Genomic DNA, 16841 nt, shown 5'->3' with positions numbered 1-16841 from the left:
CTGAGCGGTCTAAAAATTCCTGATCTGCTCTCTGAGAAGCTGGGCAAGATGATCGATTTCGGCCTTATCTGCTTCTCTCTTTTTTGACACATCTGCAATCGTTGTCTCGCTTTTGTCCAGCATCGCGAGGTACTTGGATTTCAGGTCACTATTCTCTGGGACGGCAGCGATGTTTTGGCGAATGCGCTCTTGTTCATCTTGAAGAAACTGCAGTTTTTCCTCCGAATTTTGCAGTTCCCGCTCCTTTTCAGCTTTCACGCGCTGCGCGTCGGCGAGCTTAGCGAATTTGTCTGCAACAGCTTTATCGGACGCCGTTGAAGACCAGCTCACAAGCGTCGCAGGATCAATATCAATGAGCCCATAGCGTTCATCTTGAATGCGCTCGTCGACCGCGACGACAGCTTTTTCCTGGCCTGCCTTTACCGAAGTCTTTAATCGTCGATAGGAGAGAGTTCTACCATCCTCGGCATCCGACGAGAACGACCAGCCGTCACGAGTAGGATGTTCAATGACAATCGTCCTGTCCGCGTCGAGAGCACCGGAAATTCGATACGTCGTGGTTTCACGCAGCTTCTCGGAAATGCGCACGACCCCATCAACCACCTTGATGTCGATGATCTGCCGGGTGGGCTGCTGCTCTTGCGTTATTGTCACCTTGCGATCGGTGGCAAACGCCGCAATTCTAGTGTCACCCTTTGGCAAACCTATAAGTTCTGCGTCCCCAACATAACCGGTGCGGCTGTCATAAACTGTCAGAATACCACCCGGCATGCTGGTATCGGTCACGTTTTTGAGCATAAGGGCGGCAACAGGATGAGCGCTGCTGCTGGCGCTGCGATAAATAGATATCATCTCAGCATCAATTTGCGCATCCGCAATGGGCACCGACAAACTGTCCCCGTTAGCCAGATTGAAAGTGCCCGGCAGTGCAAAGCTTGCGCTGATATCATTTTCAGTGGCTGTGGCAGTTGCGCCATCCAGAGGCTCGTTCGCGGAACTTCCGCCGTAACCGCTGGTGGCAGGTGCCGGCGCACGCGCTGCCTCCATCACCGGTTCATCGCTTTCAAATGCGGTGTCTTTTTTACTCAAAGAACTTGATCGAATTCTATTGTTCAAGTTACCAGTGTCCGCTTCGACGGAATTAGCAGTGGCGACGTTTACCGGAATCTCAACCCTGTCCTTCCAATAGATCTGGTGCAAACGCTGTTTGAGGGTCACGGGGTCAGCCGAGGTGAGCGTGAGCTTCACATCCTTCCAATCTTCCCCGCTGGCATTCTCAACCACTGCCCATGCCTGTAGGCGTGCCTTGCCTTCGGGTTGTGTCAGAACGCGGTAGGCTGCCTTCCAAATGGGGGCGGCAACGACATAAGCTAATCGGGCATCTTCGTCCCCTAGGTCGCTGGCCGCTATTCGAATTAATCGAGAGCTGTCGTTGCTGCCTTTCCCCATCGCCTGGGTGGCATTTGCAAGTTTGGTTTTAATATCAGGATCGTCAATACCCAGTGACGTATCCTCAGAAAGCTTTATCGTCTGAATCTTCTCATCCTGATCAAGAACGGTAAGTAGATAGAGTTTGTTGTCTTCTGTGCCGGCAGCATTCTCAATGCCCAAAATCTTGCCTTTGACTGTCTTCCCACCGCTTGAAACCGTGACTGAGGTGCCCGGAATCGACGACAGCAAGCTTGAAATTGAAGACAAGTCTGACGGCGTAAAAGGAAGTTGCCTGAAAACCTCATCAAGCGGACTTGGGCCCGCAAGAGAAATATTATTGATAACGCCCCTACCGCCTTTAAGCACCAAGCTTTTGAGTACGTCATCAACCTGACCAAGCGGAACTTCGATCTCGACCAAGCCGTCACTGGAGACCAAAGGTTTTCTGGAGATTTCCGCAACGCCCCCAGAAGACAGAGTTATCTCATCAATCGATCCTGCCCCGGAAGCCAAAGCTGTTGACGAAAGCATGGCGGCGACCAAAGAGGTAAACGTAATGAGTTTGATCATCCAAATCTCCTGTTAGATGAGCGGCTGCGAAGGCCAAACTACGCACACTTATAAGCCAGTTTCGGATTTTGTGCGGTGAGATTTAGATCGGAGAACAATTTGGCTGTGTATTACGTGCTTTCTATCTGACGAAAAAGGCCGCGAACGCAAGGCATTCGCGGCTTCATGGAAGGTGTCAATTCACTTCAGTGGGCAGCTGGTAACAGAGACTCAGCCTTTGAAATGCCTGCGAGCTGGAAAGAGAACGTGAGATCACGGCTATCGCGGCTTTTCAAATTCGCCGTCATCGTCTTGCCATCCCGCATTGCCTTCAGCCATGCTGCATCAACCTTGGCACTTGCATAGCAGCCACCAGTATCACAGCTTTGCCACGCTAGCGTTCCAACCTGCTTATCATCGATCAGAATTTTGACTGCATCGGGCAAGCTCACACCATATGGCAGCGTAAAAAAGGCATTTGTTTCTGATTTACCGGCAACTCGGTTGATTGAAGCGGTCGCTACGCGCTGGGTTTGGTTGCCTTGTCGCAGCACAATACTTTGAGATACTTCACACAACAGCTCTTCCGTCTGCACTTGGTTCGAGCAACTTGTGAGCCAGAGCGGTGCCGCAGGAGCGGCGTTCTGCTCTGCTGGTTGGTCAGGGCTTGCGCTCGCTGCCTGATCTTGCGCATAGGCGTTAAAGCCCAGCCCAAGGGTTGCAGCGAGAATGATCATAGTCGTGATCTGTCGGATCATAATTTCTCTTCTCTCATTCACACTTTAAAACCGTAGCCCAAGATTGACAGTCGCTGTATGGCCAACTGTCTTTTCACTCCATTGTCCTTGATAGCCGAACGTCAAGCGAGTGGTATTGGCCGTATCGTAGAAAGTTAAGCCCGTATCCAAACGCCCGGTAACATCACCGAATTGGCTGTAGTTTCTGAACGTTCCGTCCGCGCCGCTTGCACCAGCAAATGTTGCATTAATGTAGACATCATCCTTGTTGGCGAAACTCACTTCCCCACGCAGATAGGCCTGCATCATAAGCGAACTGGTGATTGACGCTTCAACACCCACCTCAAGTGATGGTGTCGCGGAAAGTACCCATTGACCAGTACTATCCAGTTCAAGGCCGTAGGCGGTTCCGCCTTCCGTAGCGCCCCCCGAATAGAGATAGCTCGCATCAAAGTCGAGAGCTGGACGCAAGTAGGCGGCGCCACCGCTTGGCTGGTAACGATACGCCGACCCGACGCGGAAATTTGCCTGACTGATACGTTGTTTAACTGTGGCAGTCCCGCCAATGACAGGATCACCACCTGGCAATGTGCCGTAGATGTCAATCAGACGAGTACTATCATATTGAGCGGTTCCGCCATTCAGGATGCCGTACAGCTCCCACGGGCCTTTGAATTTTGACAACGAAACGCCTAGCAGTGCCCGTTGGCCTTCAGATGAGAAGCGATCACCGCTTGTCAGACTGAAATCTTCAAAACCTGTACCAAAACCGAGATAAAGATCTTCTGACAGTGGCATCCGCACGCCGGCATAAATGCCGGAGTTCTGCGTTTCAAAGCTGCGATACTGGTAAGACGCATCACGATCCAGTCTGCCAGTGCTTGCGCTCATCCAGTAACAGTTCTTGCTGTCACCCATGCGGGCGGCAAAATTGTCGTAACCACAATCGGCCATCGTGCGGGCAAAACGGTAACCCGATTGCAGAGCGTCGATTTGTGTCGTCGCGTAGTCTTGTGAACTCAGATTATCGATGGCACTCAAAACTTCAGCGCTTGTCTGCATATTCGCGATCAACGCAAACATCGGCCCCATGTTGACTGATCCTTGCCCCTGCAGGACACGTGCTGCGTGCTCAGCGGTCAGCGTTTGATTGCGGTTCATACCTGCCATCCTGAAATCGGCATATGGAATAAGATCAATAGTTGATCCATCACCGGTTGGACCATTTAGTCCGATCTCGTAACGCATAACTGGCGAACCTATTACAGTCGTTCCATCATTCGCGGTCACGCCGTCAGCATTGATCAGCACCAGAGGCTGGAGCCGATCGAGCTGATGCAGTACTGGAATTACTGTACCTGCAATCGTGGCGTCGCCAGTGACATTGATCAGATCACTCTGGCCACCCGAAGCTCGATCTTGACGGAAATAGACATCTGCGGTGTAGCGTGCCGTACTCCCAAAATTTAACGATCCAGTGAGAAGAGTTGTCTGGCTAACGTTTTGCGTCACCGCAAATTCAGAACTACCCATACGCGCACTCAGAGCGGTAGCTGGCGTATAATACGCCACACCACCGAGGTAGAGATCTCCATCGATGCGCATCTCGCCTGCTGCACCAAGATTGACCTCATCCTGCGCGTAGAACGAAGCCCCTTGAGTGACCGACATCGAGTTGATGCCTCCGCCAAGATCAATATTGCCCACGGCACGGCCGTTGAGCGTGACTTGATCTGAACCGCTGCTGCCACCAACAATGCGATTGTTAAGTGCCATTAGGAAGCTGTCTGAAGACAGAGAAAGCGTGTTGGACGCACCACCATCGATGGTCACTGCGGCGGTTTCCACCGCTGCGACAGATGCAGGCACGCCGTTGCTGCCACCGATAATCACACCGTCAAGCGCGACATTAATATTGCCAGCTCCATCTTTTCCCTCAGACTGAGCGAATACGGCAATACCCCGCTCGCCAAGCGCCAAGACGTTGCCCGACAGATCGAGTGCGACAGTGCCACCATGCCCACTGCCACCTGCGCTACCGTGGAACAGTCCGTCGACACTCCCGCCACCGCCGCCAAGGCTCTGTGCAAGGATGCCGATTGAATCGGCACCTGTGACAACAAGATTCCCCTCGCTTCTAAATTCGATTGCACCACCATTGCCAGCATTGTCCGCCGACAAAAGCAGATCAATATTCGCAGGCGCCAAGTCAGTTCCTATGAGGCCTCCGCCTCCCCCGATGCTTTGGATGAGGAAGCCGTGTGAACGGACGCCGGCCGTGCTGAGATCACCAACATTGGTAACCGAGATGCTTCCGCCATCTCCGGTTGATCCATCGCTGGCTCCAAGGGTCAGCTTGGCCTGATCGATCCCTGCAAGATAAGCCTCACCGCCACCCGCACCTATGGATTGCACGATCTGACCGCTGGAATTGTCACCCTGCGTCGAGACTGCGCCATTCAAAGTCAGCGCGATTGCACCGCCATCATTGCGCAGCGAAGGGTCTGCACCAAGTGTAACATTCGCAGTACGCTGGCCATTATTCAGCGAGCGTTCTTCAGCGGAAACAATCAATCGACCACCGCCGCCGCCAATCGACTGTGCCAGTCCACCAGCGGAGAAGTTACCACGCGTCGATACATCGCCCTGGCGCGTTGCAAACACCTCGCCACCAGAAGAATCGTCAGTGTTGATCGCGCCCAGTAGCGCACTCAGTGTGACATCACCAGCGATGCTGGATGCCATTGTGGTAGTCGATAGCCCACCACCACCACCAATGCTCTGGATGAGCATACCGGCGGATCGATCGGCCGTGGTTGCAATATCTCCCTGATGCGACTGACGTATGGCAGCGCCATTATTGCCATCGACATCATTGCCGCCAAGGGAAAGACTACTCGTTAGCGAGACCGCAGCGCCACTATCTGATCCATCTTCAACGGTCGACGCAAAGTCGAGGAATGTGTCGACATTGCCACCGCCGCCGTTCACCGACTGACTGAAGATCGCCTGACTGCCTTCTCCCGTGACGATAATATCGCCTGTGCTGTTGACTGTGACGACACCGGCGCTTCCCTTGGTCCCAGTACGGGCACCAAGTGTTGTGGAGATGAGATAATCAGCCGCCATGACGGCCGGCGTTGAAATTGAAAGCGCTGCATTACCGCCACCTCCGCCGACCGACTGCGCAAAGATGCCAAAACTATTCTCACCGCTTACTCGAATTGTACCGCTGTGATTAACAGTAACGTCGCCGCCATCCGCTCCATCACCGCCCGCTCCGCCGATCGCTATCTTTGAATAGGATTGTCCGCGAGCCTGGTTGACAAGATCGTTGAGAGAAAGCGCTACGGCCATTCCGCCATTGCCACCACCGCCGCCAACAGACTGTGCCAGCACGCCATAAGACTGCTTGCCAGCGACACTAATTTCGCCTGTGTTGGTAACAGTTACAGCGCCGGCCGCATTTCCGCTGCCACCTGAACCGCCGATGTTCAGTGCCACTGATGGATTGGACTCGGTTCCTTTCTGCAGCGAGAGTGTACCGGTGACGGAGTAGCCACCATTTCCGCCGCCGCCGCCGATAGACTGCGCAAGAATGCCGTGGGCCTTGTCTCCGCGCGTGATAATCAGTCCGTCATTGACAACATCGACCGTACCACCGCGACCGCCGTCGCCGCCAGAGCCCCCGATACCCAATTGCAAACCGTGTTCGCTATTGGACACACTTGCGGGCTTTGTCACGGTGAGTGAGAGCACCTCGGCACCATTACCGCCACCACCACCGATGGATTGTGCAAAGATACCGTGACCCTCCTCACCGTCAGTGATGATCCGTGCTGCAGTCGAATTGCCAATAACAACGTTTCCGCCAGCACCACCGCTGCCGCCTGAGCCACCTATCAACAGCGCATTGCGCGTGCTGTTATCGGCATCACTGCCTGCAACGATATTGCGCACATGTTGCGCGTCACCGCCACCGCCGCCGACTGCCTGCGCAAATATGCCGGCCGCTTTCTTGCCCTGGGTACCAATATCGGTGGTGTTGGTCACGCTGACGTTCCCTGAAACCGCGCCTGTACCACCGGAACCACCGATTGAAAGTGTCGATGTGCTGGCAATTGTCGAGCGCAGATTGACAATGGTATTTTCGACCAGTCCGCCCTTGCCACCGCCACCGCCGACCGACTGCGCCATGATACCATGGGCATTATTGCCAACCGTTGTCACCACTTGCGCATTGGCGACAGTCACATCGCCCGAGGTCATGCCATCGCCACCTGTTCCGCCAATATTGATTGACGTGGTCGTGCCGATTTCTGTGCCCTTGACGGTATTCTTCACAATATCCAGGATCGATGTGCCTGCTTTGGCATAACCCGCAGTACCACCCGCTCCACCGATGGATTGAGCGAGGATACCAACCGAGTTTTCACCCTCGGTTGCAATAAGAGCTGTGCTTGTCACATCGACATTGCCTGATGTGCCGCCTGTGCCGCCATTGCCACCAACATTGATCGAATAGGAAGTCGCTTTGCCTGCGGACCCAGTCGTTCCTCCACCATTGCCACCGCCACCGCCAACAGACTGTGCGAAAATACCGTGTGACTCTTCGCCAAGCGTATAGATTAGCCCCGCCGCCGCAACCTCGACATTCCCAGATGCACCGCCCTGGCCGCCTTCGAGACCAATTTTTGCAGAGAAACTGTTGCCAGCCTTATCGCCGTCCTTGGGTGTTGTGAGCGAAACAGACGTCGACGACGAGTTACCCCCACCATTACCGATCGACTGCGCAAAAAGGCCATGAGAACGCGCGCCTTGTGTCAGTACCACGCTGTCGCTGTTTATCCTGACGTCACCTGCGGATCCGCCCGTTCCACCTGTACGGCCGATTGTAATACCAATATTGCCATCCTCGCCACCTGTCGTGAGCATGTTGTAGCCAGCATTACCACCACCGCCGCCCACTGACTGGGCAAAGATGCCGTGGGACCCTTCTCCTTGCGTGTAGATAACGCCGGAGTTGTCCACCGATACGTCACCGCCAGTGCCACCAATCCCCGTACCACCACCAATCGCAATGCCAAAGCCTTTGTTCTTTGAGGCATCGCCTGTTTCGAAGACCATACCAGCGTTGAAGGCCGCGTTACCTCCCCCGCCGCCTAGCGATTGCGCGAACACGCCATGGCTATCTTTTTGCAAGGTTACTATGTCACCAAAATGCTTGACGTCGACTTCGCCGCCGTTACCAGCATTCCCCGCCGATCCACCGATGGCAATAATGGCCGAATTGACGGTCTTGCTACTACCGCTACCTCCGCTCCCGGTGGCGGCATCAGCCGTATCAATCTTGTCGGTGATGCCTGAAACAGAAGACGATTGCACACCATCATTCACAGTTTCCTTACGATCCTCACCTGAACCACTATTGCTACCAGACCCAGTGGTTTTGCTGATCCCGAGGACCGCATTGATACCTGCGTCACCGCCGCCGCCGCCAATGCTGCTTGCTTCAATGCCGTGTGCGCCAGATCCATCTGTTATGATAAGTCCAGCCGATTGCAGCAACGTTCCACGATTGATTGTCACACTCCCAGCATGACCACCATTACTGCCACTGCCACCAATTCCGATACCGACAGGCGAGCTGTCCTTGGTTGCGACCGCGGTAACATTGATACCACCCGTACCGCCACCGCCGCCGATCGATTGTGCAAAGATGCCGCGCGAGTGATAGCCTCGCGTTGCGATGTCGCCGTTTGATGTTACTTCAACATTGCCTGCATCAGCACCAGTGCCGCCATTTCCACCCAGACCGGCAACGATACTGAGGTCAGTTGCGCCGCCCGAACTGTCGGAGCTGCCCCAGTTTAGCTGACCGCTAACGTTAAGCGCACCATTACCACCGCCACCTGCTATAGACTGCGCCAGGATACCGTGTTTCCAATTGCCTTCGACTTCAATGGTTCCAGCATGATCCACAGTAACGTCACCTGAGACATTGCCGACGCCACCAGAACCGCCCACTCCGAATGTGACGGAAGGAATCTTGCCATCCTTGCTGATGGCGACGCCGCCAGATACATTGAGACCACCATTGCCCCCACCGCCGCCGATAGATTGAGCCATGATACCAGCCGATCCCTTAGTATCGGGCAAAGTCTCATCGCTTTTGAAGAGGCCCAAATCAACAAACAGAGACTTCAGCCCAAAGTCGCCGACTAATCCCTCCGTGGTATCCACGATCGAGTTTCCGAGGACATCTCGGAGTTTGGTTTCAAAACTCTGATCACTCGGCTCATCAAAGTCTGAAGGATCCGTCGTAACTCGGATATCTGCCCGAGCGGTAACATTTACATCATCAGCCGAGCCGGCATTGCCGCCCATGCCGCCAATTCCAACGATCAACGAGGTATCAGAAACAATGCCGCCACTAACATTCACGCCGCCATTGCCGCCACCGCCACCGACCGATTGCGCGAGAATGCCGGATCGGCCACTGCCATGTGACAAAATGGTGCTGCCAGAGCCAATATTAACATCAACCGTGCCAGCATTGCCACCGGTGCCGCCGAAACCACCCACACCGATGAGCACGCCATAGGATTTGCTTGCATCGGCCTGGCCTTGGCCTGGCTTGCCGCTAATGGCGACGCCGCCGCTGACGTTCAATCCACCTTGACCGCCGCCGCCGCCGATCGACTGCGCAACCACACCGTCAGCACCCTGCGTTTCATTAAAGCTCACACTTCCGTCACTGTTGATGGTTCGTGGTAGTGCACTGAGCAAACCACTATAGGAAAGTTCGACCGCGCTGGCATCTCCGCCCCCACCGCCAAAACCACCCACACCTGCTGAAACGGAAAAAATCGTGCTTGAGCCCGATGGTTTGGTTAGAGCGAGCGATCCTGAGATATTGGTGCCACCGACACCACCGCCGCCGCCGAGGCTCTGCGCCATAAGACCTGTCGAGCGATCACCAAAAGTATTTACTGTTCCAATGACATCTAGCCCGACCGTCCCGGCATTTCCACCAGCGCCGCCAAAGCCGCCCAGACCAAGGGCTACAGCAGCTCCAGATTGCCCTGTCAAATTAACTGCGCCGGACACATTGAGGCCGCCGGTACCACCACCGCCGCCAACAGACTGTGCCATCACCGCAATGCTATCATCTCCGATAGTGGTTATGTTGTCATAAGCATCTGTGACGCGCACTTTGCTGGTCACGTTCCCGCCATCACCACCGCCGCCGCCAAAACCACCCAGGCCGAGTGACGCGGAGCCACCGTTCTGCTGGCTGAGGTTGAGGCCACCCGAGACACTCATACCGCCGTTACCACCGCCGCCGCCCAGGCTCTGCGTCACGATGGCTGAACTTCTGTCGCCAAACGTCAATACGCCACCGGTTACATCGGATGCGGTCAACGCACCAGCATTCGCACCACCACCACCAAAACCACCGACACCCAATGCGACGGCAGCACTTGTCTGCCGAGACAACGACACACCGCCGCTGACATTCAGGCCTCCATTACCACCACCGCCGCCTAGACTCTGGCTCAGAATGCCGATGGCATCCAAACCTTGGGTTTCAACATATCCAATTACCGTCTGATCGACGGAACCAGCTACACCGCCATCACCACCAAAACCACCAATACCAAGTCCAACAGAACCAGAAAATTGTGGGGCGACCGACAAAGCACCGGAAATATTAATCCCACCATTGCCACCGCCGCCGCCAAGGCTCTGCGCAACGAGGCCGGCAGAGCGATCACCAGCAGTTAAAACAATGCCTTCATACTTACCGGTCACGTCACCGGCGAAGCCACCAGAACCACCAAAACCACCCACGCCAACCGCGGCACTACCGGAGCCATTTCCAGAAAGGCTAAGAGCTCCAGAAACGTTGATGCCACCATTACCGCCGCCGCCGCCAATCGACTGCACCAATACCCCGGTTGCGTCATTGCCCTGCGTGGAGACATTGCCAGTCAGATCGTTGTTCGCAGTAGAGGCGCTGCCTCCTGAACCGCCAAAGCCACCGATACCGACGCCAACAGCACCACTGTTTTGTGCAGCAAGGCTGACGGCGCCTGAAACATTTATGCCACCATTGCCACCGCCGCCGCCGAGCGACTGCACCACAACGCCGCCTGAACGATCGCCCTGAGTAAATACATTACCGTTCATTATGTTTGAAGCACCAGCACCTGTACCACCGGACCCTCCGGAACCACCGATACCGACGCTTGCTGAACCAGAACCGTTTCCAGATATGCTGATGGCTCCTGAAACATTGATCGCTCCATTGCCACCACCGCCACCAGCAGATTGAACAACGACGCCAGCCGCGTCGTTGCCCGCAGTCTGAATGTCTCCATCGATCGTGCTATCGGCAACTCCAGCATTGCCACCATCGCCGCCACTACCACCAATACCGACCGATACGCCTCCCGATCCTGATCCGGCGACTGTCACGGTGCCCGATACATTGAGGCCACCATTACCACCACCTCCACCCAGAGACTGGACCACAACCGCAGAGGAACTATCTCCTTTAGTGGTCACATCACCGGTCAATATCGAGGTTGCAGCACCAGAAGCGCCACCCGATCCGCCTGAACCACCGAGACCTACGGCCGCACCACCTGATCCCGTACCCGCAACCGCAACGGTCGCAGAGATATTCATGCCTCCATTGCCGCCGCCGCCGCCAAGCGACTGCACAAGCAGGCCTGTAGATTGATCACTATTGGTGCCAAGGTTACCAGTAACTTGGCTATTGACCACACCACCCGAACCACCTGCGCCACTGCTCCCGCCAAGTCCGACGCTGACCGCGCCGGAACCAGTGCCAGCACCGCTTCCAGCAGCCGACACATTGAATCCGCCGTTGCCACCGCCGCCGCCAATGGACTGGGCAACGATTGCGGAGGACTGTGAGCCTTGCGTCAGGACGTCATTTTTAACCGTTAAGTCGACTTGACCGCCATTACCACCACCAGAGCCGCTACCGCCAAGGCCAACTGATATCGCACCTGATCCAGTTCCAGCCCCCGATAGCGATGGCGCGATATTGAAGCCACCATTGCCACCGCCGCCGCCGATCGACTGCGCAACTATACCGCTTGAAGCATCGCCGCGCGTCTCGATATTGGCGTTGGTCTGCGCAATAACCGCCGCACCATCGCCACCGCCTGCGCCGCTGCCTCCTAGCCCGACAGTTACTGAGCCCGCCCCGACACCCGCCGCCGACACGCCCGCACTGACATTAAAGCCGCCATTACCACCGCCGCCGCCAATCGATTGGGCGACAAAACCTGTTGAAGCAAAGCCTTTCGTCAAAATTGTTCCGTTCGAGGTTGCATTCACCGAGCCGGCATTGCCACCCCCAGCACCTGATCCGCCAAGTCCAACACTAACGGTTCCTGCGCCGGTACCGGACCCTGCGATCGAACCGGACACGTTGAAGCCGCCATTGCCACCGCCACCGCCAATCGATTGAGCAACGAAGCCCGAAGAACGATCGCTTTGGGTCTGGATATATCCATTGGTGGTGAGAGTTACCGCACCACCCGTTGCTCCAGCACCGCCTCCGCCACCAAGGCCGACACTCACAGCACCACTGCCAACACCAGATCCGCTAATCGCACCTGAAACATTGAAGCCGCCATTGCCGCCACCGCCGCCAATCGACTGAGCAAGGACAGCCGTAGAGTCCGTGCCTTCTGTCGTGACGTTACCAGTGACAGTTGCAGTAACCGTAGAACCGTTACCACCACTGCCCCCGGACCCGCCAAGTCCAACTGAAACCGACCCGCTTCCTACACCCGCACCCGAAACAGTGCCTGAAACAGAAAAGCCGCCATTCCCGCCGCCGCCGCCTATCGATTGAGCGACAACACCTGCCGCGCGATCGCCCTGCGTTCCGACGTTATTATTCACTTTCGCAACGACAGAGCCACCGGCACCACCTTCGCCTGCGGATCCACCCAGCCCGACCGAAACAGCACCAGCGCCGGCGCCCCCACCCGCAGCGCCAGCTGCGATCGCGAAGCCACCGTTACCACCACCACCGCCAATTGACTGAATGAGGATAGCACCCGCATCGTCATTTTCCGTGACAACGACAGCATCGACCTGAGCGCTGACTGAACCGCCAGATCCACCCTTTGAAGCAGAACCACCCACGCCCACATTAATAGAACCCGCGCCGGCACCGGCGCCAGCAGCACCCGCAGCAACAGTATAACCGCCGTTGCCACCGCCACCGCCAACGGATTGGGCGACAATTGCCGTCGAAAACTGACCCGTTGTCCGAATGACATCACCGCCAGCGATAAGATTAACATCGCCACCGGCACCGCCGCCCGAGCCACTGCCACCAACGCCCGCACTGATCGTCCCGGAGCCTCCACCGCTTGCGGCTACGCCAGCAGCAATACTGCCGCCACCATTGCCGCCGCCACCGCCGACAGATTGTGCCAACAAGGCGGATGAGCTGTTGCCACGCGTGGTAATGTCCGCATTCGTATAAACGCGAACCAGACCGCCCTGGCCGCCATCCCCACCCGAACCGCCGACACCAACAGATACACTACCCGAGAATATCAGTGAGCCACTTCCAGCTGCAGCAACGGCGAGACCCCCGTTACCGCCGCCGCCGCCAATTGACTGAAAAATCATACCGGCAGAACGCTCACCCGTGGTGACAACGCTACCCGAAAAACCAGGCGCTGTAAGGTTACCGCTCCCATCAACAACGCCGACACGCACTTCTCCGCCTGCGCCGCCCGATCCGGCCGACCCGCCAACTCCAACAGCCAATGAGCCAGAAACCGGACCCGCAGAGGCTGCTGCCGAAATCGCATAACCGCCGTTGCCGCCACCGCCGCCAACCGACTGGAGCAACACACCGGTTGCGTCCGCGCCTTCAGTTTGGACGCTTGCCTCACCACTGCCGGTCAAAATTGCCGTGCCACCTGCACCGCCGCTACCGCCAGAACCGCCGACAGACACGGAGGCTGCGCCGAACGCACCGACTGCAACGTTGACCGCACCGCCGCCGTTACCGCCACCGCCGCCAATCGACTGGACGAAAACACCAGTCGAACGATTGCCTGTAGTGAATATCTGTGAAGGCTGGTTCGAGTCCGTGTTGGACAGGGTCACATCGACATCACCGCCCGCACCGCCCGCACCACCTTTACCACCGATCCCGACGCCAGCAAAAAGCCCAACAGCGCCCGAAGATCCACCGTTACCGCCGCCGCCGCCAATCGATTGGGCAAGAATGCCCATGGCGTCATTACCCTTGGTAGTAATCACACCATCATTTGTCACACTGACCGTGGCGCCAGCGCCACCACCGGAACCGCTGCCACCGACCGCGACCATGCCGCCGCTAGAGCCCCCATCACCACCACCGCCGCCAATCGACTGCGCAATAATCCCGCGCGCGCCTTCACCTTCAGTCGCTATACGGCCGTAATTGGTAACTGTAACTGCTGAACCATGACCACCTTTGGAACCATTGCCACCGATGCTTACCAGGCCAAAGGCATCCGCCCCTTGGCCGCCAGAACCACCAATGGATTGCGCCATAATACCATCTGAAAGATCACCCTTCGTCAGGATTGACCCACTTTCACCGTTCATCACAGTAACTGCGCTTCCATCGCCGCCGTTCGATCCGACGCCGCCCAAAGCCAGCGCGACTAGACCTGCAGCTGTCCCACCTGCTCCACCGCCGCCGCCGATTGATTGGGCCATGATGCCGCGTGATGCGAAGCCATTAGTCTGTATCTGACCGCGATTATCAACATGGACCTCACCGCCATCACCACCATTATCAGCGCTACCAATAAGTGAGACCAGCAAATTGCCGCTCGTCCCCGCAGATCCGCCAGATCCGCCGATCGACTGTGCAAATATGCCGTGAGAATAATTTTGCTCGGTCAGAATTTGCGCGCCGGCAAATGTATTAACGTCGACGCGTCCACCGCTGCCACCGTAACCACCGCTACCCGCTTCGCCCACAAGGCCCCATTGATCGCCGCCATTCCCCCCATTATTGCTGACACTCAAAGCATAGATGCCGTGCGCACCTTCCCCATTCGTTGCAATCACGCCATATTGATTGACTGTGACGTAACCGCCATTTGATGAATGCCCGCCTGTACCGCCGCCAGGCGCAGCAAAACCGCCACCCCCATCACCGGCCTCACCGCTACGGCTGTAAGCAAAAATTCCGTGGTTGCCCGAACCAGTTGTCTTGATTGTACTGGAGGAGGCCTGTGTTGCGTTAACTTGCCCGCCAGCACCACCGTCACCACCGTCACGTCCGCTCCAGAAGCTGGCGTAAGAGTTACCCCCTTTTCCACCATTTCCGCCGACACTGCCAATCTCCCAACCAATATTAGAGGTTGCATTAACATTGCCACTGAGCGTCTGGACGTTCGTCGGGCCAGCCGCTCCGTTTCCGCCAGAAGATGGCGGCACAAACAACGCGCCAGCGCGACCGTTGCTCCCGTTCTTGCCGTAGAAAACCTGTTTAACACCGTTGGGCCCGCTCACATCGACGGGTGGGGTCAACGTTCCTTCAGAACCAGAGCTATTAAAATTCGTGTTGAAGGACGTGGTTGTCTGGCCGACATCGAATGAAGCACTACCACTAGCCTCGGCACTAGTCACAACAGCGGAGTTTCCATTTAACGAAGTGATCGCGAAAGCGATCGGAGGCGTATCCGCGTTATAAAATTGCTCCCCTACCGTCTTGACGAGAAATGTATAGCCATCGGCCGTTTGTACGAATGCCGTCGTACCAGCAGTTGCAGTCCCTGCCGGGTCAACCCGCAGCGCACTAACGGTTGTTGTTGCACCCGTTATGGGATTTGTAACCGTCTGCCCAAGGGATGACGTCTTCGAAGGTTGAGGTGGCGGCGGATCTTCGGCGAACGCGGCGGGAATACCAATTGCAACCTGAATGCTTAATAACGCGGCCATTCGCGCCGATTTGCGCACAGGCTTTTTCGATACTTGCTCGCGCTTGCGATCCGTCATGACGCCGCCCCGTCCTGTCCCCAAATATCCACGCGAGTTCAGACACGAAGGTCATGTGCACAGGATGCATTTACACTCGATGGACGTGAATCAGTTGTATGTAATTCCCCTCGAGCGCCCCGCATTTTCTACTCAAGAGAGAAACGCAGATATCACCCGCAATTTTAATGTAACAAGATCGTAAGTTGTTAGCAAGTAATAGCGATGTAATTATCACCTTCAATTATTTGACATAAATGATGATAATAGATTTTTGTTTGTCAGATTCTTTATATATAGAATAAATATACATCATCTAATTGATAATATTTGATATTTTTTTAAAAATAAACAAAATGAAATATAATGTATTTATTCAAATATATCGATATTCTAAAATATTTTTATTGAGATTAATCACGCGCGATTTGGAGTAAAAACTCGATAATTTAATTATATACTGAAAATATAAAAGATGAATTTCTATTATTCAGAAATTCTGTTTCTGGTATGCATAATGAGATTTTCGGAGGGTATCACGAGTCTATCGCCAAGGATTTGCCGTACCAGATCTCCAGAGCAGCAAGAAAAGTGCTTCAATCACGACCATCTCGATCAAGGCCACTACTAATACCTGTCTCGCCCGAAATTAAACATCTTACAGTTGCATATTCTTATATAAATCGCAGTCATAATGGCTAGTAGACATCGCTCGCGCGAGTTTCTAATCGAAAGAATGAGCACACTCGCCAAGACTAGCATTCTCACTGCGCTTAAATGAGCGTATGATGTGCTTCGAGTCGAAGTAAATCTGGTCGCTTACAGGAATTGTCTTCTCTCCTGATCGCCCACTCTAACAAACAGTTACGCTCCAAACCCCTCGCGGAATACTGCAGACCAGTTTTCGTTAACGACACGCCCAAAAGGAATGAAATAGCTCTTTCCCATGGGACCTTTAACCGAAATGCGCCCGGCTTTCACAATTAGGGCGGAAATCCAAACTCATTTCTATCATCTGTCACAGCACCCCATCGTAAATTGCATAACTTCACCTGAACTCAATATAATGACAGAGGTGAA

Annotated in this window: 3 protein-coding genes; all 3 read right to left on the bottom strand. The window is 55.2% G+C overall.

Annotated features, from left to right (window positions below; translation table 11 throughout):
• Positions 1 to 9 precede the first annotated feature (9 nt).
• The 3 genes from QSJ70_RS03650 to QSJ70_RS03640 all read right to left on the bottom strand — a co-directional run bounded on the left by QSJ70_RS03650 (position 10) and on the right by QSJ70_RS03640 (position 15782).
• Positions 10 to 2001: a DUF4139 domain-containing protein gene (locus QSJ70_RS03650; protein ID WP_285534840.1), complete on the bottom strand. Its 1992-nt coding sequence runs from the start codon at positions 1999 to 2001 to the stop codon at positions 10 to 12.
• A 185-nt stretch (positions 2002 to 2186) separates the two neighbouring features.
• Positions 2187 to 2738, bottom strand: coding sequence for an invasion associated locus B family protein (locus QSJ70_RS03645; RefSeq protein WP_285534839.1), 552 nt, complete (start codon positions 2736 to 2738; stop codon positions 2187 to 2189).
• A 24-nt stretch (positions 2739 to 2762) separates the two neighbouring features.
• Positions 2763 to 15782 (bottom strand): autotransporter outer membrane beta-barrel domain-containing protein, encoded by a 13020-nt coding sequence (locus QSJ70_RS03640; RefSeq protein WP_285534838.1) that lies wholly within the window; start codon positions 15780 to 15782, stop codon positions 2763 to 2765.
• Positions 15783 to 16841 lie beyond the last annotated feature (1059 nt).

Origin of the sequence: Brucella sp. NBRC 12950, assembly GCF_030268145.1 — a bacterium.
Classification (GTDB): Bacteria; Pseudomonadota; Alphaproteobacteria; order Rhizobiales; family Rhizobiaceae; genus Brucella.
Note: the sequence above shows the minus strand (reverse complement) of the source record. Positions and strands in the feature narration are given on the sequence as shown.